The 25611-nt window shown below is 42.4% G+C and carries 25 protein-coding genes and 1 riboswitch; of the genes, 6 read left to right on the top strand and 19 right to left on the bottom strand.

Features of this window, described 5'->3' with window-relative positions; translation table 11 throughout:
* Positions 1 to 15: 15 nt before the first annotated feature.
* Positions 16 to 194: riboswitch (Lysine riboswitch) on the bottom strand.
* Between the two features lie 78 nt (positions 195 to 272).
* Positions 273 to 758, bottom strand: a complete 486-nt coding sequence (locus DWY37_RS08680; protein ID WP_117696739.1) for a cob(I)yrinic acid a,c-diamide adenosyltransferase — start codon at positions 756 to 758, stop codon at positions 273 to 275.
* Between the two features lie 113 nt (positions 759 to 871).
* A complete protein-coding gene (locus DWY37_RS08675; protein WP_022242678.1) occupies positions 872 to 1498 on the bottom strand; it encodes a single-stranded DNA-binding protein in 627 nt (208 codons plus the stop codon).
* Between the two features lie 388 nt (positions 1499 to 1886).
* On the opposite strand from DWY37_RS08675, the gene typA reads away from it, so the two are divergent.
* Positions 1887 to 3716, top strand: a complete 1830-nt coding sequence (gene typA / locus DWY37_RS08670; RefSeq protein WP_117698935.1) for a translational GTPase TypA — start codon at positions 1887 to 1889, stop codon at positions 3714 to 3716.
* Positions 3717 to 3826: 110 nt separating this feature from the next.
* Here the strand turns inward: typA and DWY37_RS08665 are convergent, their stop codons facing one another.
* Together DWY37_RS08665 and DWY37_RS08660 are read right to left on the bottom strand one after the other, a co-directional pair.
* The gene (locus DWY37_RS08665; protein WP_117698936.1) at positions 3827 to 4732 is read right to left on the bottom strand and encodes an RsiV family protein; all 906 of its coding nucleotides are present in this window, start codon (positions 4730 to 4732) and stop codon (positions 3827 to 3829) included.
* Positions 4729 to 5214, bottom strand: a complete 486-nt coding sequence (locus DWY37_RS08660; RefSeq protein ID WP_117698937.1) for a sigma-70 family RNA polymerase sigma factor — start codon at positions 5212 to 5214, stop codon at positions 4729 to 4731. The genes DWY37_RS08665 and DWY37_RS08660 overlap by 4 nt, the downstream gene beginning before the upstream one ends.
* 260 nt (positions 5215 to 5474) lie before the next feature.
* On the opposite strand from DWY37_RS08660, the gene asnB reads away from it, so the two are divergent.
* Positions 5475 to 7328, top strand: coding sequence for an asparagine synthase (glutamine-hydrolyzing) (gene asnB / locus DWY37_RS08655; protein WP_118541488.1), 1854 nt, complete (start codon positions 5475 to 5477; stop codon positions 7326 to 7328).
* Here asnB and DWY37_RS08650 read toward each other — a convergent pair.
* From DWY37_RS08650 to DWY37_RS08635, 4 genes are all read right to left on the bottom strand, one after another.
* Positions 7319 to 7921 carry a dipicolinate synthase subunit B gene (locus tag DWY37_RS08650; protein ID WP_118541490.1) on the bottom strand — a complete coding sequence of 201 codons (603 nt, stop codon included), beginning with the start codon at positions 7919 to 7921 and terminating at the stop codon, positions 7319 to 7321. The two genes, asnB and DWY37_RS08650, sit on opposite strands and share 10 nt — an antisense overlap.
* Positions 7908 to 8711: a hypothetical protein gene (locus DWY37_RS08645; protein ID WP_158552119.1), complete on the bottom strand. Its 804-nt coding sequence runs from the start codon at positions 8709 to 8711 to the stop codon at positions 7908 to 7910. The genes DWY37_RS08650 and DWY37_RS08645 overlap by 14 nt, the downstream gene beginning before the upstream one ends.
* A 138-nt stretch (positions 8712 to 8849) precedes the next feature.
* Entirely contained in the window at positions 8850 to 9689 is an 840-nt protein-coding gene (locus DWY37_RS08640) for a DegV family protein (protein WP_118541493.1), read from the bottom strand.
* 175 nt (positions 9690 to 9864) lie between these two features.
* Positions 9865 to 11010 (bottom strand): transglutaminase domain-containing protein, encoded by a 1146-nt coding sequence (locus tag DWY37_RS08635; protein WP_158575683.1) that lies wholly within the window; start codon positions 11008 to 11010, stop codon positions 9865 to 9867.
* Positions 11011 to 11111: 101 nt separating this feature from the next.
* On the opposite strand from DWY37_RS08635, the gene DWY37_RS08630 reads away from it, so the two are divergent.
* Both DWY37_RS08630 and DWY37_RS08625 read left to right on the top strand, forming a co-directional pair.
* Positions 11112 to 11618, top strand: coding sequence for a DUF5721 family protein (locus DWY37_RS08630; protein ID WP_118056933.1), 507 nt, complete (start codon positions 11112 to 11114; stop codon positions 11616 to 11618).
* A gap of 77 nt (positions 11619 to 11695) precedes the next feature.
* A complete protein-coding gene (locus DWY37_RS08625) occupies positions 11696 to 11896 on the top strand; it encodes a cold-shock protein (protein WP_022242668.1) in 201 nt (66 codons plus the stop codon).
* A 159-nt stretch (positions 11897 to 12055) separates the two neighbouring features.
* On the opposite strand, the gene DWY37_RS08620 is transcribed toward DWY37_RS08625, so the two are convergent.
* From DWY37_RS08620 to clpX, 4 genes are all read right to left on the bottom strand, one after another.
* Complete coding sequence (locus DWY37_RS08620; protein ID WP_118541497.1) at positions 12056 to 12502, bottom strand: signal peptidase II; 447 nt, start codon at positions 12500 to 12502, stop codon at positions 12056 to 12058.
* Positions 12503 to 12574: 72 nt separating this feature from the next.
* On the bottom strand, positions 12575 to 13534 hold the full coding sequence (locus DWY37_RS08615; protein ID WP_118544493.1) for an L-lactate dehydrogenase: 960 nt from the start codon (positions 13532 to 13534) through the stop codon (positions 12575 to 12577).
* Between the two features lie 72 nt (positions 13535 to 13606).
* On the bottom strand, positions 13607 to 15295 hold the full coding sequence (locus tag DWY37_RS08610) for a S8 family peptidase (RefSeq protein ID WP_118056934.1): 1689 nt from the start codon (positions 15293 to 15295) through the stop codon (positions 13607 to 13609).
* A 29-nt stretch (positions 15296 to 15324) separates the two neighbouring features.
* The gene (clpX, locus tag DWY37_RS08605) at positions 15325 to 16767 is read right to left on the bottom strand and encodes an ATP-dependent Clp protease ATP-binding subunit ClpX (protein WP_117698946.1); all 1443 of its coding nucleotides are present in this window, start codon (positions 16765 to 16767) and stop codon (positions 15325 to 15327) included.
* A gap of 242 nt (positions 16768 to 17009) precedes the next feature.
* Here clpX and DWY37_RS08600 point away from each other — a divergent pair, with 242 nt between their 5' ends.
* The gene (locus DWY37_RS08600) at positions 17010 to 17255 is read left to right on the top strand and encodes a hypothetical protein (RefSeq protein ID WP_117699110.1); all 246 of its coding nucleotides are present in this window, start codon (positions 17010 to 17012) and stop codon (positions 17253 to 17255) included.
* 32 nt (positions 17256 to 17287) lie between these two features.
* Positions 17288 to 18055: a prolipoprotein diacylglyceryl transferase gene (locus DWY37_RS08595; RefSeq protein ID WP_117699109.1), complete on the top strand. Its 768-nt coding sequence runs from the start codon at positions 17288 to 17290 to the stop codon at positions 18053 to 18055.
* Between the two features lie 145 nt (positions 18056 to 18200).
* Here DWY37_RS08595 and gatB read toward each other — a convergent pair whose 3' ends face one another.
* From gatB to DWY37_RS08560, 7 genes are all read right to left on the bottom strand, one after another.
* Positions 18201 to 19631 carry an Asp-tRNA(Asn)/Glu-tRNA(Gln) amidotransferase subunit GatB gene (gene gatB, locus DWY37_RS08590; RefSeq protein ID WP_118541499.1) on the bottom strand — a complete coding sequence of 477 codons (1431 nt, stop codon included), beginning with the start codon at positions 19629 to 19631 and terminating at the stop codon, positions 18201 to 18203.
* Positions 19632 to 19646: 15 nt separating this feature from the next.
* On the bottom strand, positions 19647 to 21110 hold the full coding sequence (gatA, locus tag DWY37_RS08585; RefSeq protein ID WP_118541501.1) for an Asp-tRNA(Asn)/Glu-tRNA(Gln) amidotransferase subunit GatA: 1464 nt from the start codon (positions 21108 to 21110) through the stop codon (positions 19647 to 19649).
* A gap of 15 nt (positions 21111 to 21125) precedes the next feature.
* Complete coding sequence (gene gatC, locus DWY37_RS08580; RefSeq protein ID WP_118592604.1) at positions 21126 to 21422, bottom strand: Asp-tRNA(Asn)/Glu-tRNA(Gln) amidotransferase subunit GatC; 297 nt, start codon at positions 21420 to 21422, stop codon at positions 21126 to 21128.
* Positions 21423 to 21434: 12 nt separating this feature from the next.
* Entirely contained in the window at positions 21435 to 23180 is a 1746-nt protein-coding gene (gene aspS / locus DWY37_RS08575) for an aspartate--tRNA ligase (RefSeq protein ID WP_118087233.1), read from the bottom strand.
* Positions 23181 to 23585: 405 nt separating this feature from the next.
* Positions 23586 to 24107: a nitroreductase gene (locus DWY37_RS08570; protein ID WP_117840736.1), complete on the bottom strand. Its 522-nt coding sequence runs from the start codon at positions 24105 to 24107 to the stop codon at positions 23586 to 23588.
* Between the two features lie 3 nt (positions 24108 to 24110).
* Positions 24111 to 25007, bottom strand: coding sequence for a DUF3658 domain-containing protein (locus tag DWY37_RS08565; protein ID WP_117840734.1), 897 nt, complete (start codon positions 25005 to 25007; stop codon positions 24111 to 24113).
* Entirely contained in the window at positions 25008 to 25499 is a 492-nt protein-coding gene (locus DWY37_RS08560; RefSeq protein WP_118541507.1) for a low molecular weight protein-tyrosine-phosphatase, read from the bottom strand.
* Positions 25500 to 25611: the final 112 nt, after the last annotated feature.

Below are 25611 nucleotides of genomic sequence, written 5' to 3'. Positions count from 1 at the left end.
TAAATTATTATGGATCATACCGATAGCGCCCCATCTTATTACAAGATGACAGTCATGAACTTCTTCAATCCATGCCCAAGATTATTCTTTGCAGGAAAAATAACCTTTCGGCGTGTTCCCCTTTCCTTATGTCTTCTTCTATGTCTGCCATATCCGACCAAGTACTCTTGTCTCACGCAACCTCTACCTTCATATATTAAATTTCTTACCTCAATATAGCACCGCTGATACTATCTGTCAACGTCCTGTGCGGACATTTTACATTTTCTTCCTTATTTTTCCGCAGTAATCTTATAAATCTCGTCAGCATAGCTGCGAATGGATTCTTCTAATACCCTTCCGGTCATAATAATCTCTGTTTCATCCATCTTTGCTTTTAAAACAGCTTCTAATTCTTCCGAAGATATTACTCCTGCATCAATAAGGCCCAGAACTTCATCCAGAATCAGTACATTGCATTCACCGGTAACCAGCACTTTCTTGGCAAAATTCAGTCCGTTTTTCATATTGAGTTTCTCTTCTGCCTGTCTTTCTTCCGGCAGTTCATCATAATTCTCTTCTGATTTTTCAAAACGGAATACCTTGATTTCCGGCTCTAACTGCTTCATATAAGCAATCTGATCATCTGTTTTTCCTTTTAAAAACTGGATAATAATTACACTCTTATTCTCTCCGGCTGCCCGCAACGCATTGCCCAGTGCAGCATTGGTCTTTCCACGACCTGCACCATAATAAATCTGTACGAAACCCTTTTCCATGACAAACCTCCATGCCAATTCTTACAGGGACTCTTAATCCCAGATTTACTTACGATACCACAATTTCCAATAAAAAGCAATGTCTGTATGTTTCATGTTTTCTCAATTATTTTTTATTCCATATATTCAATTTTGCTCACGGATACTTCATAGGCGGTACGCTTCTCTACCTCATCCTCATTTAAGCGTTTGACATACTCCCTGCTCTGGATTCTGCCCCAGATCTGCACATGTACACCCACCTCAAATCTTGCGGCAAATCTTGCATTTCTTCCCCAGCAGATGCATGGGATATAGTCCGATTTCCCATAGGAACGGTTTACCGCCACCAGCAAGTCTGCAATCTCTCTTCCAAGAGGAGTCTTACGGTAAATCGGGTCTTTACAGATATAGCCATCAAGAAGAATCTGGTTGCTCTTCATCTCCTCTGTCTCTTCTTCAATAAACTCAATCTCCCGGACGAATACGGAGAGAACCAGCCGGTTCTTAAGTTCCTCATGTCTGTTATAGGAACGGAACTGTCCGGTCACATATACCTTCTGTCCTATGTAACTCTGCGAAGTGTCAATCAGACGCTCTGAAATCATCAATGGAATGTAGTCGGAAAAATTACTTAATCTGCTGACCGCTACCTCTACCATATAAAAGCCTTCCCCATACACTTCATGACTGTATTGGAAATCGGAAATAATCTCCCCTACAATGGATACCTGGTTGTTTTCTAAAATCTTATCTGCCATGAATTTTTTCTCCTTTATTTAGTGTGTTTTCGAACGGTTTTACAGTACCATTCCAACGGGATGAAACTCATCAAAATCTGTCGATAACCTTTTGGATATATTATGCATAAAGCCGCTTTTCCCTGCATATGCGCTGTGTCCTTAAACAAAGAATGTGCCTTGGCACATTCTCGCGCCTGCGGCGGTCGCTTGCGACATCTACCTTATACGCCGCAGTGCGCATCCTCGCGGAGCGTTTTTACTTTACAGGAAAGCAATTTCCTGTAAAGAAAGAAATACTTGCGTATTTTTCAATATGTGGTAGAATAAGAACGCCGGTCATTTACAGACAGGCATTATATATAAGAAGAAACTGAATTTTATGCACTGATAGAAGGAAGGATTTTATATGAAAACAACAAGAGACGATATTAGAAACATAGCTATCATCGCCCACGTTGACCACGGTAAAACTACTCTGGTCGACGAGCTGTTGAAACAGAGTGGTGTATTCCGTGCCAATCAGGAAGTCCAGGAACGTGTCATGGATTCCAACGATATTGAGCGTGAACGTGGTATTACCATTCTTTCTAAGAATACCGCTGTATTCTACAAAGATGTAAAAATTAATATCATTGATACTCCTGGCCACGCCGACTTCGGTGGTGAGGTTGAGCGAGTTCTGAAAATGGTAAACGGTGTTATTCTTGTAGTAGATGCATTTGAAGGTGCTATGCCACAGACCAAATTCGTTCTTATGAAAGCACTGGAACTGAATCTGCCGGTTATCGTATGTATCAATAAAATTGACCGTCCGGAAGCAAGACCAGAAGAAGTTATTGATGAAGTATTAGAGCTTTTCATGGATTTAGACGCTTCTGAAGAACAGTTAGACTGCCCCTTCATCTTCGCTTCTGCAAGAGATGGTTACGCCATGAGAGATTTAAACGATGAGCGCAAGGATATGACTCCTTTATTCGAAACCATTATCGACTACATCCCGGCTCCTACCGGTGACCCGGATGCAAACACCCAGGTTCTTATCAGTACCATTGATTATAATGAATACGTTGGACGAATCGGTGTTGGTAAAGTAGACAACGGTGTCTTAAAGGTAAATCAGGATGCTATCGTAGTAAACCACCACGAGCCTGACAAACAGAAAAAAGTCAAAATCAGCAAATTATACGAATTTGATGGTCTGAATAAAGTAGAAGTAAAGGAAGCGAAAATCGGTTCTATCGTTGCTATTTCCGGTATTGCAGACATCCATATCGGTGATACCATCTGTGCAACAGACAACCCGGTTGCCATTCCTTTCCAGAAGATTTCCGAGCCTACTCTTTCCATGAATTTCATGGTCAACGACAGCCCGCTTGCAGGACAGGAAGGTAAATTCATTACTTCCCGTCACTTAAGAGACAGACTGTTCCGTGAGTTAAATACCGATGTCAGCCTTCGTGTAGAAGAAACCGACAGTGCAGACTGCTTCAAGGTTTCCGGACGTGGTGAGTTACATCTTTCCGTATTAATCGAAAATATGCGTCGTGAAGGTTATGAATTTGCAGTCAGCAAGGCTGAAGTTCTTTACCACACTGATGAAAACGGCAAGAAATTAGAGCCTATGGAATTAGCTTATGTTGACGTTCCGGATGAATTCACCGGTACTGTTATTGATAAATTAAGCCAGCGTAAAGGTGAAATGGTTGATATGCGTCCAATCAGCGGCGGCTATACCCGTATGGAATTTAACATTCCATCCCGTGGTCTTATCGGTTACCGTGGAGACTTCTTAACCGACACCAAAGGAAATGGTATCATCAATACCATTTTCAATGGCTATGCTCCATACAAGGGAGATATTGCTTATCGTAAACTTGGTTCCCTGATTGCTTTCGAATCCGGCGAATCCGTAACTTACGGTCTGTTCTCCGCTCAGGAGCGTGGTACTCTCTTCATCGGAGCCGGTGTAAAGGTTTACTCCGGTATGGTTATCGGTTCTTCCTCTAAACCGGAAGACATTGAATTAAACGTATGTAAGAAGAAACACTTAACCAATACACGTTCTTCTTCCGCAGACGAAGCGCTGACCCTTGTTCCACCAAAGATACTTTCCTTAGAGCAGGCATTAGACTTTATCGATGTTGACGAGCTCTTAGAGGTTACTCCGGAATCCTTACGTATCCGTAAACGTATTCTTGACCCGACCTTAAGAAAGAGAGCTAACTTCAAAAAATAAAAGTATCTCATGATATAGCATAAGAACTCCCCCGGATATTGAAATTTCTTCCAATATCCGGGGGAGTTTTCGATTACTATAAATGCCTAGTACGCACCATCTTTGTCATATTATTGCAGATATCCGTCCTTTATAATATCAGAAACCACACTGGTCGGAATCGTAAATTCTACAATTCCCATATAACCCGGTGCTACTTCATATTTATCAAAAACAATGGTCAGCTCTCCTTCTTTGTTGACATAGAAATTTACATCATTCTTAATTCCATCAAAGCTGTAGCCATCTACATCCTTGTCTAAGAAGTATTGCAGGTTACTGTCTTTTTCCATATTTTCCTTCATCTGCTTTTCTATTTCCTCTGAAATCCGGTCCAGATAATCGGAATCCTTCTGAAATAAATCATTTAATGTAATGGTATTTCCGGTTTTCTTATCTATATTATAGATTTTCGTATACTGGTTCGATCCTGCCATTACAATGGAAGTATCAATTCTTAAAGCAAACAGCCGGTCGTTATCTGTCACTACCTGATAAGACGAATTCACTGCCTCATTACCATTCTCACCATCTTCAATGGAAGCTACATCAGACTGATAAGACTTAATAATACCACCGGCATACTTTTTCACTTCCTGATTCAGCTCGTCCGTCTCATCCGATAATACTTCCCCATCCTGATTTGTCACTGCCACCTGGGGAATGTCTACATTTGCTTCCATATTCTTATCATCCTGTACATCAGAATATGTAGAAAAGTTCACTACCTTTACAATTGTGCCAAGTAATGGAACCTCTTCCATGGCATGGGCTATTGTCGGGCTTACATTTACCGAAATCACCAGTGCAACCATAGCTGCCGCTACCGTTGCTGCTCCTTTTAAAAAGCGGATACTGCCTTTCGTGGTATCCCTCTTTCCTTTTCTGATTCCGGCTTCCACCTGCGTTTTCAATGCTTCCGGGACTTCTATCTGCTCATATTCCTGCTTCATCCTGTCTATTTTCTCATGGTTCATGCTATTTCCTCCCTGGACATCTTTATCTTTAATTTCTTTAAGCTGCGATACAGGATTGATTTTACGGTGTTTGGATTTTCTTTCAGAAGATCTGCAATATCATCTATTTTCCATTCTTCAAAATATTTTAATATCACAATGGTTCTTTCCCGTTCTTCTAATTCTTCCAACGCTGCCAGCATATCCCAGTCTTTGTATACATCTTCTTTTGCTTCTTCCGGGATAAATACTCCACTTACGATACGCTTCTGTTTCTTGCACATATCCAGTGACGTATTTATAACAATCCGCCAGAGCCAGGTCTTAATATAGGTTTCTTCCTTCACCTGACCGGCATTTTTCATTGCCTTATATGCACTTTCCTGCACTACATCCATTGCGTCCTGTTCGTTCTTTACATAGGTAATTGCCAGCCGGTAAAGCTGTTCATAGGATGCAAGGATTTCCTGCTCCACCGCTTTTGCGATTCCTCTCTTCTTCATTCCTGTTTCCTCTTCTCTTTCCGAAAACCTGCATATGCAAAGAAAGCCTTTCAACCTTTGCTTTCTGTAAATTAGACGTTCCAGCCGGAAAAATAGTTTCATCTTTTTTATTATAACCCGCACAACTTACTGCCGGCAACTCCTTACCTGTGCTTTGCACCTAGAAAATGCTTCCTCTCTTTCATAAATCTCTCTTCTTTTTTGTACTTTTTATTCAGGGAAATGCATAGATTACTACAAAAAATGAATTGAGAATTGCTATGTGCGGTATTTCCGGTTTTTGTAATTTACATACTGATTTTTTAGAAAGGGAGCCTTATTATCGTAACATTCTATCTGATATGAGTGACGCACTTTATCACCGCGGGCCGGACTCCCATGGTATTTATTTAACCTCTCATACAGGGTTTTCCCACACCCGGCTTGCCATTATTGATCCTCATGGTGGACTTCAGCCTATGACCAGACATTATTGTGACGCAGACTTCACCATCGTCTATAATGGAGAACTTTATAATACGAAAGAACTCCGTGAGGAACTGGTTTCCCATGGCATGACCTTTCGTACTCATTCCGATACAGAAGTCATTTTAAATGGATTTCTTTTTGAAGGACCGTCCTTTGTCCGGAAAATGAATGGTATTTTCGCTTTTGCCATTTATGATGAGGCTCATCAGCTTCTCTATCTCTTCCGGGATGCCTTTGGTGTAAAGCCGCTCTTTTACCGGCTTTTTCATGACACACTTATCTTTTCTTCCGAGCCGAAGGGAATTTTCTGTTATCCCGGCTGCATCCCTTCGGTAAATAAAACAGGACTCTCCGAAATCTTTGGTCTTGGTCCTGCCAGGAACCCCGGCAACGCAGTTTATGAGCATATGGCTGAATGTCTGCCGGGACATTACCTCACTTTCAGTGCTTCCGGACTGAAAGATTACTGTTACTTCCGATTAGAAAGCCATCCACATACAGACAGCTATGAAGAAACCGTTGTCCACACAAAAGAGCTGCTGTTACAGTCCATCCGCCGGCAGATGGTTTCCGATGTTCCTATCTGCACCTTTCTTTCCGGCGGGTTGGATTCCAGTCTTGTCTCTTCGGTCTGTGCGGAAGAATTAAGAAAAGAAGGGCAGACTCTTTCTACCTATTCCTTTGACTTTACAGATAATTCCCGTTACTTTAAGGCAAATGATTTTCAGCCCTCCGAAGACCGTCCCTTTGTGGATATTATGAAAGACTATGTTAAGAGTGAGCATCAATATCTGACCTGTGACAACCGCTCCCAGGCTGACTTACTTTTTGCTTCCATGAAAGCCCATGACCTTCCATGTATGGCTGACGTTGACTCATCCCTGCTCTTCTTCTGCCGGGAAGTCAGTAAGCAGCATAAGGTAGTCCTGACCGGAGAATGTGCCGATGAAGTTTTCGGCGGCTATCCGTGGTTTCACCGGAAGAATTTTCTTTCCTGCAACACGTTTCCATGGACACCGGATTTGTCTTTCCGCAAGTCCTTCTTAAAAGACGAAATTGCAGATGCACTGTCCTTAGATTCCTATGTGCAAAGTTCTTATGAAAATGCCATTGCAGAGGTCGATATTCTGCCATCGGACAATGATACGGAATGCAGCCGCCGGCGTATTTCCTATCTTAACATCCGCTACTTTATGCAGACTCTGCTAAACCGCATGGACCGCACCAGTATGTTCTCCGGTCTGGAAGCCCGCGTTCCTTTTGCAGATAAAAACCTGGTTTCCTATGTCTTTAATGTGCCATGGGAAATGAAGGCAAAAGATGGTCTTGTGAAAAACCTTTTGCGGCAGTGTGCAAAAAACTATCTTCCGGACACCATTACTTTCCGCAAGAAAAGTCCTTATCCTAAGACCTACCATCCTTACTATGAACAGCTCCTGCGTCAGCGTCTGAGTGTGCTGCTGACCACCGGGGAAAGTCCCCTTCTTGCACTGATTGATAAAGAAAAGACTATGCAATTCTTAAATCAGGAAGGAGACTATGGCAAACCATGGTATGGCCAGCTTATGGCAGGTCCTCAGATGATTGCTTATCTCCTGCAGATTCATTACTGGCTCAGTGAATATAAGATTGACCTTCATTTATAATCTACCGGCATCGGAGACAGCACCACCGGCTGCAGCTGTTTTTCTTTCATTGCTGCAGCAATAGTCTCCTCTAACCGGTTAAAATCCGCCACCAGAGAATGGGGTTTCTTCTGATAATCATCCTGCCGGAAAGGCACAAAATAGATATGCTTCATATTCATCAGCAGTCCGATATTTCTAAGATTCATGGACAAAGCATCATTGGTAGAAATTGCCAGCACCAACGGTTTTTCATTTCTAAGATGCGCTTTGGCTGCCATAAGCACTGTGGTATCTACAATGCCCTGCTGCAGCTTTGCCATGGTATTTCCGGTACATGGTGCAATTGCCATCACATCAAAAAGTCCTGACGGACCGATGGTTTCTGCCTGCACGATACTTTGAATTCCCCTTTCTCCTGTAATCTCCTGCATTCTGTTTTGAAATACTTCCGCTGTCATAAATCTGGTATCCAAAGTTCCTGCATGTCTGGAGTATACCGGAATAACTTTTATTCCTTTTTGCACCAGTGCTTCTGTCGTCCGGAGTATCTTCCCAAAAGTACAGAAAGAGCCGGTAATTCCAAGTCCTAATGTAAGCTTATACTCTTCCATAATCTGCTGCTCCTCTTTCTATCATCCGTGCAAGAATGATTCCTGCACTTTCTGTCAGTATTCTTCCAGGAACGGCAGTAAGATGTTCCACATGAATACCTTTTTCTTCTAACTCCTCTGCCGGAAGTCCGCCACCAGTTGTAATATCCCATAGATATGTTTTCTCATCGCACCATTTTAAGACTGTGTCTATTGGGCATGGTTTATCTGCCATATGAAAAATCCACTCAAAGTTCTGCTCCTCTGCATTCTCCTGCCACAAGCTACACCCCATTTCCATTGCCACCCGCTGGCAATCTTCCTTTATATCATAAACAGTTACTTCCGCTTCCAAAGATAAAAGCAGCTTTGCCATGGCTCTTCCACAATAACCAAAACCTGCCACCAGACAGTTTCTTCCTTTCACGCAGCACCTGCTCTTTGTCATTGCTTCTACAAGGCAGCCTTCTGCTGTCAGTCCGGCATTCTCATTTCTAAAGACTTCATCTTCCATATAATCAACCAGCCGTATCCGCCGCCCTGATGGTCTTCGTGTCAGAACCTCCGGGAAACAACCTCCATAAATAACACTTCTCTCCGCTGCATAGGATAATACCATTCCTATTTTTACCCTGCTTCCTCTGATTCTGCCATCCTCCTCCAGTGCCCGCAACGGTAATACAATAATCTGACTCTGCATCAGTCGCCGAATATTCTGCTCCGTTATTTCTATGATTCCAATTCCTGATTCCGTCAGACAACGTTTCAATGCCGGTGTTCTTTCATCTGCTCCAATGATTGCGATTTGCATTTCATCCCTCCTTGCCTTGCAATCGTCTGTTATTACTATATGCGGATGCTCCATTTTGTTACCGACAGCAAAAGAAAACAGAACCGGTTTGCACCGATTCTGTTTTCCTTTATCTGTTTTCTTTTTATCTGCTATTTTTTAAACTGCTACAATAACACCGCCATTATTGGCATACATGGTGCTGACTCCTGCAGTATTTACAATTCTGATATCTTTAAATTTTGCCAGCTTTTCCAATTTTTCTTTTACCTGTTTTGCACGTTCCGGACAATTGCAATGCGCGATGGATAAAATCTTCTTTTCACACTCTTTCGTTCTCTTTACAATTTCATTAACCATATAGTCCAATGCCTTTGCCATTCCCCTTGCCTGTCCCAGCTGACAGATTGTACCCTCGGGCGTGGCCCCCATTACCGGCTTGATATTTAATGCCCCGGCAACCCAGGCTTTCAGGTTACTGAGTCTGCCGTTTTTACGCAGAGTCTCTAAAGTCTCTAATACAAAGAAGGTCTGCTGGTCTTTAATATATTTTTCTGTCTCAGCAACCACTTCTTCAAAGCTCTTTCCGGCTTCCTCTGATTCCTGTATCTTTTCTGCAATCAGAGTCTCTCCAATGGATGCGGAACAGGAATCAAATACATGAATCTGTTTTGCCCTATGTTCTTCTAAATAAAGCTTCTTTGCCAACTCTGCACTGTTATAAGAACCGCTTAATTTACCGGAAAGTGTTACTACATATACATGCTCTGCTTCTCCTAAATATGCTTCCACATATCTCTGTGGAGATGGGCAGGATGACTTCGGGCTATGCCTGCTTTCCTTTACCCTGCGAATAAACTCCAGTTGATCAAAGGATTCATCATCCACCACATGGTATCCATCTACCTCAAGCTCTAACGGAACAGACTGGAATCTTCCATCTGCTTTCATATCATCGAATAACTCTCCACAGCTGTCTACTATGATTTTGTAGCTCATTTTCTATCCTCCTGATTGCGTAGTCATCTCTCTTATAGTATGTACGCAATGTTTAAAATTATATGTTATGTTTTTCTTTGTAATAACAAGTAGTTTTCATTACTATGTCATATTATCATAAATATTACGTTTTGAAAAGAGGATATTTAAATTTTTATAATATTTCACAAATATTTTATTTTTTCAGGAAAGTAAGTACCCGCATTGTCTCATTTTTCATATAAAATAAGGAACTATCCACGGTATAATAATCCCCGATATGCCCTTCTTCAATGAAAAACTGCTGTGCCTGCCCATAAACTGCCTCATCCTCAAACTTCATCTGTACAGGGTGGCTGTCAAGCTCTGTAAATAATGCTCCGATGTCTTCCGGATACCAGTCCTTAAAATAACAATTTTCCTGCACAAAATAACTGTCATCCAGGCAATTGCATTCCGGCAATGAAAAATTCACATTGGGGCTGTGGGTCTGAAATAACTCTTCTGTAGTTGCAGTAAAAAAGCAATAATCTACCACTTCAGCTACATCTCCGAAGTCATCCGGACTGTTGGAAGTTGGATTACCCCAGGTAGTATCCATATAATAATAGGCTCCATCCAGTTCGATGAGATTCCATGCATGTGGTTCTCCATTGGCAGTTCCTGTCACTATCGTACATGGAATATCTAATAAATCCATCAGATATTTTGTGGCACAGGCATAGCCCTGGCACACCGTTCTTCCCTCTAGAAATACACTGATGATATTCTGATTATTCTCTGCATTAAGGTCATAATTTACCGTACGCACCAGCGTATCAAATATAAACCGTGCTTTCTGGTAATCACTGTCCTCGGATGAAATGCCGCCAAGCAGCACATCGACCTTTTCATCAATTGCCGCCTGTGTCTCCTGTCTTGCAGCTTCATCCATTGTATACTTCGGTGCAAACTTAAGCCCGGTCAATACACCGGCCCTAGAATATTCCGTATAGGAATAGCCATCCACCCAGAAGAGTCCGCCATAGTCTGCCATAATTGCTTCATACATTTTTGCCAGTACGTCTTTATCTAATGTAGCAACTGCCACCTCCTCCCGATGATTTAAAATAGCATCCAGCATCTCATCATAAACAAGCTGTTCTTCTTCCGTAAGCTGGCCATATACATATTTTTCCTCTGAAACCGACTCTACCGGAAGCAAGGTATTATCCGGTATCTGTCCATTGATATCTTCTACTACTTCATCTACCCATTCTTCAACGGATGACGTATTACAGCCGGCAAGCAGAAATGCCATAAGTATTCCTGTAATACCGGTTAATAATCTTTGTTTTCTCATATCATTTCCTTTCGATCTGCTTCTTTTCATAGACATTCTACAATACTTTCTCTGTTTTTTCTATCCGGTTTGTGTTACACTTTAAAAATGAGGAGGATACTATGATTGCAATACAACTTTTACAGGTAAAGGATTTTATGAATAAATTACTTCGCACGGATTTATTTGACCACTTCTTATTATCAGAAGCTGCCATCCGTGGAAAAGGTTCCTATGAAATCGACGGACATCTTGTACCGGATTTCTACAGTCCGGAAGAACTGAATGAACTGGAACTAACCGGTTTAAGCTGCCTGCCTTTTGGCATGCTGCGTGAAAACTGCTTCGCCCTGATCAAAGGAAAACATACCCCCTCCTATTTCCGCTTTATCTTTCAGCTTTCTCCAAAGAATCTTAAAAATACTCTGGAAGTAAGCAAAAGTGGTCTGACCACCCAGGATTTGAACGGAGTTTTCTTAAACATCAAATTTCAGGATGGTATTCTTTCCTGTACCAATGGCGTATCTTACCGCAGTTTTACCTTAGACCACACCTTCGACCAGGAATGGGATATGCTGATACGCAAATTTTTTGCCGGGCATGATATCCCCTATACCGATATCAACTAATTTTCTTTACTTTTAAAATAAATTATGCTATTCTAAGCATAGCCATATGGCTAGATAATTTTTGTGGAGGTACTATAATGAACGGTACAGTTAAATGGTTTAATAACCAGAAAGGTTACGGATTCATCTCTGATGCAGAAGGTAATGATGTATTCGTACACTACTCAGGACTTAACATGGATGGTTACAAATCCTTAGAAGAAGGCGCAGCAGTAGAATTTGACGTAACAGAAGGCGCCAAGGGTCCTCAGGCAACTAACGTAACAGTAATTAAATAGTTGCAATAATCAAGGTTTTTCAATGTACCTTTCTCAGATATAGAATTTGATTTTTAATAATGATTTTTTATGTTGATTAAGATATAACGAACGAATTTGATTAAGAAAAATGGGATTGCTCCCTTCGGTATTACTACCGTTGGCTGCAATCCCGTTTTCTTACCTGTATGCAAACAACATAGAAACTGCTGCTCCGATAAAAATAAAGAAATCGGAAATATTAAATACAATTCTTGAAAAGCGTTTCCACGGTGTATCAAAGCGGATATAATCCACCACATGCTTCTTATGAATTCTGTCCCAGAGATTGCTTAATCCGCCGCCAACCATCATACTCATACCGGTTTTCAGTCCTGTATTTCCTTTTCTTAATACAAATCCATATATGGTCATCAGTCCTGCCATGCATGCACTGTGTAACCCCAGCATAATTTTCGGTTTCTTCGCTAAAAGATTCAATGCGGCTCCATTGTTATAATATTTTTCAATTACAACCGGAAGCTTTGGAACTCTTCTTTCTTTTCCCAACGGCTCCTTCTTATCAATCCGCTGCTTGATTCCTTCGTCCAGCCCGAAAATGGATGCCACCAGTAATAAATATTTCATGGAAACTCCTCCTTCTTTTGTCCTGCCTGATTTCTTCTGTCCTTTTCTTTCTCTCTTTCTATTCCGCCTGCTCTATAATCCTATGTCAGCAATCACATCCCGCAGTGCTTTTGCTGACGCATGAAGCCTTGCCCGCTCTTCTTCGTCTAATGACACCGGAAGAATCTGCTCCACGCCACCGGCATCCACCACTGCCGGCATGCTCAGCACGATATCGGAAATGCCATATTGCCCATGCATCAGACTGGACACCGGAAGCACCGAATGTTCATCCCGGACAATACATTCACAAATCCGCTTAATCGCCATTGCAATCCCATAATAGGTTGCCTGCTTACGCTCTATGATTTCATAAGCACTGTTCTTTACTTCTTCATATATACGCTTCGTATGACTTTCATATTCCTCATAGCCACGCAGCTTATAAATCTGTTCCAACGGAATACCGGATACGTTGGCAGAACTGAATACCGCCACCTCGCTGTCTCCGTGTTCTCCTACAATAAATGCATGCACACCACGATTGTCGATGCCAAGCTGTTTTCCCAGCATATTTTTTAACCGGGCAGTATCCAATACAGTTCCGGAACCGATTACCCGGTTTTCCGGAAAACCGGATAATTTCAATGCTGCCAGCGTCAGTATATCCACCGGATTCGATACGATGAGTAATATGCCACGACACCTTCTGTTAGCAATTTCCGGGATAATATTTTTGTAAATGGCTACATTTTTCTTTACCAGCTCAAGCCTTGTTTCTCCCGGTTTCTGGTTTGCTCCCGCCGTAATGATAATAATGTCGGCATCCACAATGTCATCATAACTGCCGGCATATATTTTCATCGGTGCGGCAAATGGCATTCCATGGCTGATATCCATGGCCTCTCCTTCCGCTCTTGCTTTATCCACATCAATTAGAACCAGTTCGGAAAAGAGCTTGCTCTGCATCAGTGTAAATGCAGTGGCAGAGCCGACAAACCCACATCCGATAATGGCTGCCTTTCGTAAATCAATTGCATGTTCCTGCTTCATCTTTACCCTCCTGCTTCGTGTTTTCTATATAGAATCCCACAGAAGCAGTTATTCTATGCAAACAAGAACCTCCTATGTCCGGCGCAACTGTTCGAAGGTCTGATAGAGATTTAAGGTTCCATATCCCCATTCCCGGTTCGGATAAACTCTGCTTTCTAACCGCACCGCACCGCGGATAAAATCATTTTTAATTTCTGCATTTGTAATATCAGTATTATAACCACGCTCTACTGCCCATTCCAGATACAGTGCTGCAGCTCCTGCAGTAATTGCCGCTGCAATGCTGGTACCACTTCTTGCCTCAAACCGGTTGCCCGGTGCCGGTCCAATCACATTGACACCCGGTGCTGCAAAATCCGGCTTTACCAGTCCCGATGCAGTGTATCCTCTGCTGGAATTCAGATAAATACTGTCATTTCCTGCATTGTATCCACCTACTGTCATCGGTGCAGCTGCATTTCCCGGCATGGTAATTGTCGTATCCGGATTAGAACGAATAAAAGAAATATCACCGGCAATCAGTCCGGTAATCGGAAGCCACATGTGATATCTTCCTTCTATACTGTAATCGCCATTTACCTCAATCGTCCAGATGCCTCTGGTGGGCCGGTCAAACCGGATATAAATAAGCTGATCTCCTGTGGCAGTGCCAACAATGTGGTAATCAATGATAACCTGTGTATTTTCAAATACAAAACGGTATACCTCTCTGCCATCCTGCTGCACCCGGACACCTGCCGTCCGCTCTCCCGTTGGCGATATAATCCGCACCGAATAAAGCTCCGGAGCCTTTGCCCACATTTCAATATGGAAACCCGCCACTGCATCTTCCACATCTACTTCTACCACATCACTCTGCTGCCCGAATGCAACTTCTCCGTAATAATGATGTCTGGCAGTAGCTTCATTCCCTGCTGCTACCACAACTGCCGTATTCCGCTTGAAGGAAACATAATTAAGATAATACGAAATCACACTGTTTCCACTGTGATCCCCGGAATTGCTTCCAAGCCCAAGATAAATCACCAGAGGGCGGCGATATCGTTCCGCCAGTCTGGTCAGATATGCCACCCCCGCCATAATATCATTTTCCTGATAAGCCTTTGCACCTTCCGGAATATAATAAAAACGCCTTAAATATTTCTTTGCCGGCTTCAGCTTTACCATGGCAATCTGTGCATAGGGTGCTACTCCGGCAAATTTCTCCGAAAGTTTTTCGCTTCCTGCCGCAAGACCTGCCATAAAGGTACCATGTCCTTCTTCATCCCGGTGAGGTACTACCCGAAGAGGTGCATCTGTTAACAATGCCATATCGATCTGTTCTTTTGTATATTCCGTTCCATAGAGGAATCCCTCTGGTGTATCTTCACTTCGAATGCTCTGATCCCAGATTCTTAATATACGGCTGCTGCCATCAGAATTACGGAATACTTCATTCTGATAATCAATTCCGGTATCCACAAATCCAATCAGAACACCCTGCCCTCTCAAAGCAAGATTTGGCTGACTCTGTACCCTTATGATTCCGCCTGCCTGCAATGCCTCTTCGTCTAATATGGTAAAACATTTTGGAATTGCCGAATAGGTATACTGGTCAATATCCAGCTTCGGCAAGCCTGCACTCTGCAAATAGACTACATTAAAATCTTTATCAATATTCTGGATACAGCCTCCCGGAAGATATTCATTTTCAAGGCTCAGATAGGAAACCAGAAGGTCGTAATATTCTTCCGAGTATGGTGCGTCTTTACAATCTTCCATATAAGCTCCGGCACTTATTTTCTTTTATTTTATTCGTTTACCGGTAATGCTGCCACTCCACGCATAGTGATAAGCGGGCCGCCCTTTTTCTCAATATAATCTCTTGTAATCGTTACCTGGCCGATGTTTTCGTCCTTTGGAATCTCATACATAATATCTAACATAAATTCTTCAATAATGGAACGAAGTGCTCTGGCTCCGACCTTCTTCTCTTTTGCTTTCTCTGCAATTGCCCGCAGCGCATCCTCTTCAAATACCAGATTCACTTCATCTAATGCCAGAAGCTTCTGATACTGCCTGATGATAGCATTTTTCGGCTCCTTTAAAATACGAACCAGCATATCAACGGTAAGCGATTCCAAGGTAAAGAGAATCGGAAGTCTTCCGATAAACTCCGGTATCATTCCAAACTTCTTTACATCTTCTACCGTTACTTTCTGTAACAGATTCTCATCATTATCATATTTATCCTTCAAATCTGCCTGGAAACCAATAGATGCCTGCTTATTAAGACGTTCTTTGATAATCTCTTCAATATCCGGGAAAGCTCCACCACAGATAAAAAGAATATTCTTAGTGTTAACGGTAACCATCGGAACCATGGCATTCTTGCTGCTGGCTCCCACCGGCACTTCCACTTCTGCTCCTTCAAGAAGTTTTAACATTCCCTGCTGCACGGATTCTCCGCTGACATCACGCTGGTTGGTGTTCTTCTTCTTGGCAATTTTATCAATCTCATCAATGAAAATAATGCCATGCTCTGCCCGCTCTACATCATTATCTGCAGCTGCAAGCAATTTACTGACAACGCTTTCGATATCGTCTCCGATATAACCTGCCTCAGTTAAGGAAGTCGCATCTGTAATTGCCAGCGGCACATCCAGAAGTCTTGCCAGTGTCTTCACCAGATAAGTCTTACCACTTCCGGTCGGTCCAATCATTAACATATTGGATTTCTCGATTTCAATATCATCCATCGTATCGGTTGCCACACGTTTATAGTGATTGTAAACTGCCACAGACATTACCTTCTTGGCATATTCCTGTCCAACCACATATTCATCCAGGCTTGCTTTAATCTTATGTGGTGCCGGAATCTTCTTTATATCTAATTTCGGAGCTTCTGCTTTCTCCTCTTTGGTTTTCTTTTTCTTAATCTTCTGGCTCTGCGGCATAAAGCCCTGCAAATCTGAAAGATTAATCATGCTGATATTGGGCATCTGACCATTTGGTATAAAATCACCCATTGGAAATCCAGAGTTATTCATGCTGTCGAAGGTTCTCTGCATACAGTCTTTACAAATGCAGATATTATTCGGAATCTTTATCATCTTACCGGCAACACTTTCCGGTCTGCGGCAGATGTAACAGATTTCTTCGTATTCATCCTTCTTCTCATCTGTGGTCTCTTTCTTTGTCTCTTCTACAGTATCTATATTTTCAAGTTCTCTCTTGTCTTCATTCTCTGTCATATCTGATTCTCCTATTCTCTCAAATCTGTTTTAAGATTCTAAAACATTGCTTTTATTATAATTCAAGCCGGTTTTAATCTCAACCTTCGCAGCCATAATTTTATAAAATCTTCATATATGACAGAACCTGATATTTTTTACTATTTTTCAAAATTTGCAACCAATATTTGACAGTCTCCCTATTAAATGCTAAACTTTCAATGTAATTTATTAGATTTTTATAAACCAAGGAGGACATGAAAATGGGTGTCGCAGCATTAGTTTTAGGAATTATTTCCATCGTTGTTGACGTAGTTACAGTAGGTGTTTATGGCTGGATCGGAGCAATCTTAGGTCTTATCGGTACTATCTTAGGCGCTGTTGGACATAAGAATCAGGCTAAATGTGCTACAGGTGGTCTTGTATGCTCTATCATCGGATTAGTATTAGGCTTACTGCTTTACATCGCATGTGTTGCATGTGTTGCATCTGTTGCAAGCGCATTCTAATATTTGTTTTTTGAAAGGATACATGGAAAAAGATGGCACTTTATCTGAATATTCTGGGATTTCATATCCCATCTTATGGATTTATGATCACACTTGGAGTGATTACGGCAAATCTTTTTGCCCTGTATCCGCTCAGAAAATATAAGCTTAACTTCGATGATATGCTTATATTAGAAGCTTACACATTACTTGGCGCCTTCTTAGGCGCCAAGCTTTTGTATCTATTCATTTCTTACCGGGACATTGACTGGTCCCGTATGTTAGAACCCCAGTATTTTAATTACATTATGCAGAGTGGCTTTGTATTTTATGGCGGACTGATTGGAGGACTGCTTCTTTTTCTGCTGGCCGGAAAAATACATCATATTGACTGGAAGCCTTTTATCATTCACCTGATTTATCTGATTCCATGGATTCACGGTTTCGGACGTATCGGATGTTTTCTTGCCGGCTGCTGTTATGGAATTCCATATGATGGACCTTTTGCAGTACAGTTCCCGGAGCATTCCATTGCGCCATCTGATACTACGCTGTTTCCAGTTCAGCTGGTGGAAGCAATCTGTCTTCTGATTCTTGCTGTCGTACTTGCAATACTGGATTTAAAGAAATCTTATCCGCACACGATTGCCATATATTTTATTGTCTATGGTATTCTGCGGTTTCTGTTAGAATATGTCCGCTATGATGCCGTCCGCGGTCATCTCTTTGCCTTATCCACCTCCCAGTGGATCAGCATTGGATTTGTAGTTGGAACCATATGCTATCTTATCAGAACTTCTGTTTCCAGAAAAAAGGCATAAGTTTGGCTTCTCTTTATTGACAGACTACAGTAAAAACATAAAAATCCTGCAACATGACAGGTATTTCTGATACCTTCATACTGCAGGATTTTTTATACATATAAGGAAAAGCTTGCATGCATTCCCTGTTATTTATAACACTTCTTTATAACAGTTCTTTCAATATCTTATTTACCATTCCAGGATTTGCTTTGCCCTTCATGGCTTTCATGGTCTGACCTACTAAGAAACCGATTGCCTTTTCTTTCCCATTGCGGTAATCTTCTACCGACTGAGGATTTTCTTCAATGACTTTTGCAATAGTATCCCGTAATGCACCTTCGTCATTTACGGTCTTAAGTCCATTCTCTTCCACATATTTATCCGGATTAATATCCTTAGCAAAAATCTCTTCAAAAACTTCTTTTGCCACATTGCCATTAATGGTTCCGGCATCGGTAAGCTCAATTAATTTTGCAAGATTCTCCGGTGAAAATGCAATATCCTCCGGGTCTTTATTCTGCTCTTTTAAAATACGCATGGTTTCGCCCATCAGCCAGTTGGATACTTTCTTTGGTTTATTGCAGATTGCAGTTGTTGCCTCAAAAACATCTGCCATTTTCTTTGCAGATGTTAAAATGTTGGCATCATATTCCGGCAGGCCGAATTCATCCTGATAACGCTGACGTTTTGCTTCTCTTAATTCCGGCTGGCTGTTCTTTACACGCTGCAGCCACTCATCACTGATTACGATCGGTACCAGATCCGGTTCCGGGAAATAACGGTAATCCTGAGCATCCTCTTTGGAACGCATTGCATAGGAATATCCCTGGTCATCATTCCATCGTCTGGTCTCCTGAATCACTTTTTCACCGGATTCAATCAGATCAATCTGTCTTGCAGTCTCTGCTTCTATGGCTCTTGCAATTGCTTTAAAGGAACCGATATTTTTCATCTCGGTACGGGTACCAAATTCTTTTGCTCCTACTTCACGGACAGATAAGTTGACATCTGCACGCATGGAGCCTTCCTGCATCTTACAGTCGGATGCACCAAGATACTGCACAATCATTCTCAATTTATCAAGATAAGCAATGACTTCCTCTGCAGAACGCATATCCGGCTCAGATACAATCTCAATCAATGGCACACCGGAACGGTTATAGTCCACCAGGGAAACATCTTCCCAGTCATCATGGACTAATTTTCCCGCATCCTCTTCCATATGAATCTCATGGATTCCAATGGTTTTCTTTCCTTCGGAAGTCTCAATCTCAATGCCGCCATCATGGTAGATTGGAAGATAAAGCTGGGAAATCTGATAATTCTGAGGGTTATCCGGATAAAAATAATTCTTACGGTCAAATTTACAATACTGGTTGATTTCACAATTCATGGCAACACCTACTGCCATGGCATATTCTACCACCTGTTTATTTAATACCGGAAGAGAGCCCGGCATACCGGTACATACCGGACAGGTGTGTGTATTTGGTGCACTTCCGAATGCAGTAGAACAGCCACAGAAGATTTTGGTCCTGGTTGCCAGTTCCACATGGACTTCCAGTCCGATGACGGTTTCATACTGTTTACTCATAATCTTCTTTTCCTCCTATTCTGCTGCTAACGGGCTGTGCTGATATGGTCTTGTCTGTTCAAAGGCATATGCGGCACGGATGATATTCTTCTCCTTGAAGCAGTCTCCAATCAACTGCATGCCAATCGGAAGCCCCTTGCTGTCGATGCCGCATGGCAGGCTGATTCCCGGAAGTCCTGCCAAGTTCACCGATACAGTATAAATGTCGCCTAAATACATTTTTAACGGGTCGCTTAAGGACTCTCCCAACTTCGGAGCGGTGGTCGGTGCTGCCGGTCCTAAGATAACATCATATTTTGCAAATGCTTTATCAAATGCCTGCTTAATCAATGCTTTCGTACGCAGTGCTTTTAGATAATATGCATCATAATAACCGGAACTTAAGACAAAGGAACCTAACATGATACGACGTTTTACTTCTGCTCCGAAGCCTTCGGAACGGGATTTCTTATACATGTTGTGAAGTCCTTCGTACTCTTTCGTACGATAGCCATATTTTACGCCATCAAAACGGGCAAGGTTAGAGCTTGCTTCTGCATCTGCAATTACATAGTAAGCAGGGATTGCATATTCTACCAGGCTCAAATCGAACTCTTCTACGATAGCACCTTTTTCTTCTAATTTCTTAGCAGCTGCTAAAATAGCATCCTTTACTTCTGCATCCAGTCCTTCTCCAAAATAATCTCTTGGAATACCGATTTTCATTCCTTTCACATCATCGACTAATGCACTGGTAAAATCGGTCTCTTCTCTCTGAATGGAAGTAGAATCCTTTTTATCATAGGAAGTAATTGCCTCTAAAATGGTTGCGCAGTCTGTCACATCTTTGGCAACCGGTCCTATCTGATCCAAAGAAGAACCATAGGCAATCAGTCCATATCGGGATACGGTTCCATAGGTTGGCTTAATTCCTGTGACACCACAAAATGCACTCGGCTGACGGATGGATCCACCGGTATCAGAACCCAATGCATAAAAGCATTCTTCTGCTGCAACTGCAGCACAGCTTCCACCGGAAGAACCTCCCGGTACATGTTCTGTATTCCATGGATTCTTCGTCTCGCCAAAAGCGGAAGTCTCTGTAGTACTTCCCATGGCAAACTCATCCATGTTGGTCTTTCCAAGAATTACTGCTCCGGCTTTTTCCAGATTTAATACTGCTTCTGCGGTATAAGTCGGAATAAAGTTATATAAAATTTTAGAACTGCAGGTAGTCAGCATTCCTTTGGTACACATATTATCTTTAATTGCTACTGGCACTCCTGCCAGAGGTCCTGTTAATGTTCCATCGTCAATAAGCTTCTGCACTTCTGCCGCCCGCTTCATAGCGCCTTCTTCATCTACGGTAACAAAACTGTGTACCGCATCCTCTTTTGCTGCAATGGCTTCTAAGGCGGCTCTTGTAGCTTCTTCTACTGATACTTCATGGGCTTTGATTTTCTTTCCAAGCTCTACTGCTGTCAGTGATAACAAATTCATCTTCTGCCGCCTCCTTTACTGATCTACGGTCTTTGGTACAACAAATGCCCGGTCTCTGCGCTCCGGCGCGTTGGCAAGGGTATCCTCGCCGCCGTCACCATTGGTTACTACATCTTCCCGGAATACATTATGTACCGGAAATACATGGGACATCGGTTCTACACCGGATGTATCCAGTTCATTTAATTTATCAATATAATCTAACATGCTTTCCATGTCTTTTTTTGCTGCTTCCTTTTCCTCTTCGGAAAGTTCAAGCTTTGCAAGGATTCCAACGTATTCCATGGTTTCATCTGAAATCATATTTGCCATTGTTTTTCCTCCTTAATCACGTACTTTGATATGAACTTCTCTTAACTGCTGCTCTGTTACTTCGTTTGGTGCTCCACACATCAGATCCTGTGCATTTCCATTCATTGGATAAGCAATGACTTCACGGATGTTATCCTCGTTACGCAGTAACATAATCATACGGTCAATGCCAGGTGCCATTCCTGCGTGTGGCGGTGCTCCAAACTGGAAGGCGTTGTATAATGCACCAAATTTATTTTTCAGTACTTCTTTATCATAACCTGCGATTTCAAAGGCTTTCTCCATAATCTGCATATCATGGTTACGGACTGCACCGGAGGAAAGTTCCACACCGTTACAGACGATATCGTACTGGTATGCTAAGATGTCCAGCGGATTCATGGTATTGAGTGCCTCTAAGCCGCCCTGAGGCATGGAGAATGGGTTATGGGTAAATCCGATTTTCTTGGTCTCCGGGTCACGTTCGAACATTGGGAAATCATTGACATAACAGAAACGGTATGCATCTTTCTCAATTAAATCCAGCTTCTCGCCTAATTCATTTCGAATCATGCCTGCATAATATGCGGCACGCTCTTCTTTATCTGCCATGAAGAAAATGGTATCTCCTACTTCAAGACCTGCCAGCTTTCTGAATTCTTCTTTCATGTCATCCGGGATAAATTTATCAATCGGTCCCTTGTAGCTTCCATCTTCTAATACTTCCAGATATCCTAAGCCGCCCATACCGATTCCGGTTGCAAATTTCAAAAGTTTCTCATGGAAACCTTTGGACATTTCTGCATGTACGCGGATGGCTCTTACGGTCTTTCCGATAAATGGCTTAAAGGTACATCTCTGGAAGAACTCTGTCACATCGATGATACGAAGTGGGTTCCGAAGGTCCGGTTTGTCACTTCCGAACTCTAACATTGCCTGCTTATAACTGATGATTGGATACGGTGCTTTCGTTACTTTGCTACCTTCCGGTGCAAATTTCTCAAAGGTGGCAGAAAGTACTTCTTCACCAATCTTAAATACATCTTCCTGGGTTGCAAAACTCATTTCAAAGTCAAGCTGATAGAACTCTCCCGGTGAACGGTCTGCTCTTGCATCCTCATCACGGAAACATGGTGCAACCTGAAAATATTTATCAAATCCGGATACCATCAGAAGCTGTTTGTACTGCTGTGGTGCCTGTGGCAATGCATAAAATTTTCCTTTGTATTTTCTGGATGGCACGATGTAATCTCTTGCGCCTTCCGGAGAAGATGCACAAAGAATCGGAGTCTGAATCTCTAAGAATCCCATTTCTGTCATTTTCTCTCTTAAGAATGAAATTACCTTGGAACGGAAAATAATATTGTCTTTTACTTTCTGGTTTCTCAAATCCAGATAACGGTATTTCAACCGGACATCCTCGCGGACTTCCTTACTGGTCATTACTTCAAATGGAAGCTGTGTATAAACCTCTCCTAAAATATCTACGCTCTTTGCCTCTAATTCAATGGTTCCGGTCGGAATCTTTGGATTGTAGGTCTCTTCATCTCTTTTTTCAATCAGACCTTCTATGGAAACTGCCTGCTCCTTACGGATTCCCTCTAACAGTTTTCCATCCCGGATTACAATCTGCATTACTGCATACATATCTCTTAAATCAATAAAGGATACGCCGCCATGGTCCCGGATATTCTCTACCCAGCCTGCTACCCGAAGTGTCTTTCCAATGTCGTTTTCGCTTACCTGATTTAAGGTTACGTCTCTGTAAATGTTGCTCATCTTATCTACTCCTTTTCTGATATGATTGTCAGCCCGGAGTATAAAAATAACCCCGGAATACTGACTCGTATTCCGGGGCGAATAATCTTCTTATCCGCGGTACCACCCGCATTGGAAAATGAATGCTTCATCTTCCCTCTCTTCGTGCGTAACGTGCACTACGTACTGACCTACTGTAATTCAGCCAATCGGCTCCAGAGTGTTCCCTTTGCTTTCTCTTCCAAACAGCGCTCTCAGTCGGTGACGCTGTATTCCTGTCGGCCTCTAAAAGTAAGAGTCTCTTTCCCAGCTTTTGCAACTATATCTCCTAGTTGTTGACTATGATAGCACTGCTTTTTTTGTTTTGCAAGTATTTTTTACAAATCTGATGCTATTTTTTCACTATGTCCTTTATATTATCCAATTTTATTTTATATAATGAACATAATCTATTTTTCTCGGAGCGGCGTCTTTTGCCGGTTCTTTTGCATAGCCGATGACACAGTTTCCAATGCCTTCGTAATCTCCTTCAATGCCAAGTTCCTTTAAAATTGCTTTTCCCTCTTCCCGCTCAAAAGTTTCTTTTGCACGGTGAATCCAGCAGCTTCCAAGGCCTAAGGAATGTGCTGCCAGCATCAGATTGCCCATAACGAGGCTTCCATCATAAAGATAGGTGGGACGGCTCTTATCTGCTAACACCACCAGTACAACCGGTGCTCCATAAAACGGATCGCCGGTTGTTCCCATAATCTCAGCATTTACCTTGGAAAGTCTGTCCCTTACTTCCTTATTGGTAACTGCAAGTATAATCGGTGACTGCCTGCCCATTCCGGTAGCCGCATAAGTTCCGGCTTCCACTACTTCTGCAATCAGCTCTTCCGGCACCATATCTTCCTTATAACCTCTGATACTTCTTCTTGTCTCCATTGCTTTTATGATCTCGTTCATTCCTTACTGCTCCTTTCTGATGCTCCGGCGGAAAATTTCATCCGCCTCTTTTACTACTTCTATCTCTCCGGTCTCAATCATATGATTGATGCGGTTCATATACCAACTGTCACTGATTCCAAGGGGATATTTTAACAACAGATTTCCAATGAGTCTTGCCTGTATGATTTCGCCCTCCGGCAGTTCTCTTCGAATCAGGAAATCATAAAAATCCTCTTTTACGCCCACCAGACAGCCATTTATCAGAACCCGAAGAGGTGCATCCTCTTCTTTAAGTTCGTCCCATCTGGATGCAAATACTTTCTGCTCATGCTCTGAAAGTTCCCTTTCCAATGGGAGGAATCGATAAAACTGTCCGGCATCTACTTCTCCCCAGGAAGAATAACGTACCGTCGTATTTTCCTCTTCTCTTACAAAATCCGGCAGACGTACCACGGATATCGCACATTCATATTTCCGCAGCACACTGACTGCATGGCAGAGTCCGCACAGGGAATAAGGCTTGTTGCTGTACCAGATACGGAAAGATTCTCCCTGCTTTGCAAACTGCTCCATCCGCTGCAGCTCTTTTACATAGGTTTCCACTGCCTGCTCTAATTCTTCCCGCCCCTCTTTCTCATCCTCATTCCAATAGACACCATACTGCTCTAAGATTATCTTCTTCCGATATGTACCATCCAGCGGTTCCCTCAGGCTGCCAATGTCCAACATAAATGGCAGTATAATGACCTCCGCAGAAGTTCCGCCAACTGCTTCTCCTGCAAACATGTCTTCAAAGGTGGCTTTGTCCGGCTTTTCCCCAAGCCATGCGGTTGGTCCATCCTCATAATCCGGCTGCTGATAGTTCTTCGCAAGCTTCATGGCTACGCCTTCACTTTCGCCAAATAAGATTTCTATCATCTACACTTCTCCCTGCTCTATGAGATATTCTAAGAATGCTTCGCATCCGCGTGTTACATCCGCATAGGTTTTATCGAACCTGCCGCTGTACCATGGGTCAGATATTGTTGCCTGCTCTCCGGCAAAGGAAAGCAGCATGGATATTTTACCGCCACGATGCCCGGTTATCCGCTCGATTCCACGGATGTTGCTTTCGTCCATCCCTATGAGGTAATCATAAATCTCATAATCGGATTTTGTCAACTGTCTCGCCCGCTTGTCCCGAAAATCGGTCTCCGGCGTATTTCCGATTCCATGCTTCTTAAGCTCCGTCTGCGCCGGCGGGTAAATCGGATTCCCGATGCCATTCCAGATTTCTTCGGTGCTGGTGGCAGCCGAGGCTATCTCGAATCGGTCGGTGAGGCCTCGTCTGGCGACGAGGTCCTTTAGGATGAATTCTGCCATGGGGGAACGGCAGATGTTGCCGTGGCAGATAAAAAGTATTTTTATCATCTTTTTATATCTCCATTTAAGTCTTGTATTTCTTCTCAAACACTTGATATTTCAGGGTTTTCCGACTTTTGAATTTTCCTTTCTTTTTAAGGTATCTTCTCAAATCTTCTCG

The organism is Roseburia sp. AF25-13LB (genome assembly GCF_003478915.1).
Lineage (GTDB): Bacteria > Bacillota > Clostridia > Lachnospirales > Lachnospiraceae > Roseburia_C > Roseburia_C amylophila.
This window is presented reverse-complemented; position numbering and strand designations above follow the sequence as displayed.

What these genes read in the sequence shown, in the direction of transcription:
- DWY37_RS08665 (WP_117698936.1), bottom strand. Translation starts at nt 4,732, where the DNA reads ATGAACCATGAGAAAATAGACAGGATGAAGCAGGAATATGAGCAGATA.
- DWY37_RS08620 (WP_118541497.1), bottom strand. Translation starts at nt 12,502, where the DNA reads ATGAAATATTTATTACTGGTGGCATCCATTTTCGGGCTGGACGAAGGA.
- DWY37_RS08625 (WP_022242668.1), top strand. Translation starts at nt 11,696, where the DNA reads ATGAACGGTACAGTTAAATGGTTTAATAACCAGAAAGGTTACGGATTC.
- DWY37_RS08570 (WP_117840736.1), bottom strand. Translation starts at nt 24,107, where the DNA reads ATGAACGAGATCATAAAAGCAATGGAGACAAGAAGAAGTATCAGAGGT.
- DWY37_RS08600 (WP_117699110.1), top strand. Translation starts at nt 17,010, where the DNA reads ATGGGTGTCGCAGCATTAGTTTTAGGAATTATTTCCATCGTTGTTGAC.
- DWY37_RS08615 (WP_118544493.1), bottom strand. Translation starts at nt 13,534, where the DNA reads ATGAAGCAGGAACATGCAATTGATTTACGAAAGGCAGCCATTATCGGA.
- DWY37_RS08635 (WP_158575683.1), bottom strand. Translation starts at nt 11,010, where the DNA reads ATGAGAAAACAAAGATTATTAACCGGTATTACAGGAATACTTATGGCA.
- gatA (WP_118541501.1), bottom strand. Translation starts at nt 21,110, where the DNA reads ATGAATTTGTTATCACTGACAGCAGTAGAGCTTGGAAAGAAAATCAAA.
- DWY37_RS08560 (WP_118541507.1), bottom strand. Translation starts at nt 25,499, where the DNA reads ATGATAAAAATACTTTTTATCTGCCACGGCAACATCTGCCGTTCCCCC.
- DWY37_RS08660 (WP_117698937.1), bottom strand. Translation starts at nt 5,214, where the DNA reads ATGAAGAAGAGAGGAATCGCAAAAGCGGTGGAGCAGGAAATCCTTGCA.
- clpX (WP_117698946.1), bottom strand. Translation starts at nt 16,767, where the DNA reads ATGACAGAGAATGAAGACAAGAGAGAACTTGAAAATATAGATACTGTA.
- gatC (WP_118592604.1), bottom strand. Translation starts at nt 21,422, where the DNA reads ATGGCAAATATGATTTCAGATGAAACCATGGAATACGTTGGAATCCTT.
- DWY37_RS08565 (WP_117840734.1), bottom strand. Translation starts at nt 25,007, where the DNA reads ATGATAGAAATCTTATTTGGCGAAAGTGAAGGCGTAGCCATGAAGCTT.
- typA (WP_117698935.1), top strand. Translation starts at nt 1,887, where the DNA reads ATGAAAACAACAAGAGACGATATTAGAAACATAGCTATCATCGCCCAC.
- DWY37_RS08595 (WP_117699109.1), top strand. Translation starts at nt 17,288, where the DNA reads ATGGCACTTTATCTGAATATTCTGGGATTTCATATCCCATCTTATGGA.
- gatB (WP_118541499.1), bottom strand. Translation starts at nt 19,631, where the DNA reads ATGAGTAAACAGTATGAAACCGTCATCGGACTGGAAGTCCATGTGGAA.
- DWY37_RS08650 (WP_118541490.1), bottom strand. Translation starts at nt 7,921, where the DNA reads ATGGAAGAGTATAAGCTTACATTAGGACTTGGAATTACCGGCTCTTTC.
- DWY37_RS08645 (WP_158552119.1), bottom strand. Translation starts at nt 8,711, where the DNA reads ATGCAAATCGCAATCATTGGAGCAGATGAAAGAACACCGGCATTGAAA.
- DWY37_RS08640 (WP_118541493.1), bottom strand. Translation starts at nt 9,689, where the DNA reads ATGAGCTACAAAATCATAGTAGACAGCTGTGGAGAGTTATTCGATGAT.
- DWY37_RS08630 (WP_118056933.1), top strand. Translation starts at nt 11,112, where the DNA reads ATGATTGCAATACAACTTTTACAGGTAAAGGATTTTATGAATAAATTA.
- asnB (WP_118541488.1), top strand. Translation starts at nt 5,475, where the DNA reads ATGTGCGGTATTTCCGGTTTTTGTAATTTACATACTGATTTTTTAGAA.
- DWY37_RS08675 (WP_022242678.1), bottom strand. Translation starts at nt 1,498, where the DNA reads ATGGCAGATAAGATTTTAGAAAACAACCAGGTATCCATTGTAGGGGAG.
- aspS (WP_118087233.1), bottom strand. Translation starts at nt 23,180, where the DNA reads ATGAGCAACATTTACAGAGACGTAACCTTAAATCAGGTAAGCGAAAAC.
- DWY37_RS08680 (WP_117696739.1), bottom strand. Translation starts at nt 758, where the DNA reads ATGGAAAAGGGTTTCGTACAGATTTATTATGGTGCAGGTCGTGGAAAG.
- DWY37_RS08610 (WP_118056934.1), bottom strand. Translation starts at nt 15,295, where the DNA reads ATGGAAGATTGTAAAGACGCACCATACTCGGAAGAATATTACGACCTT.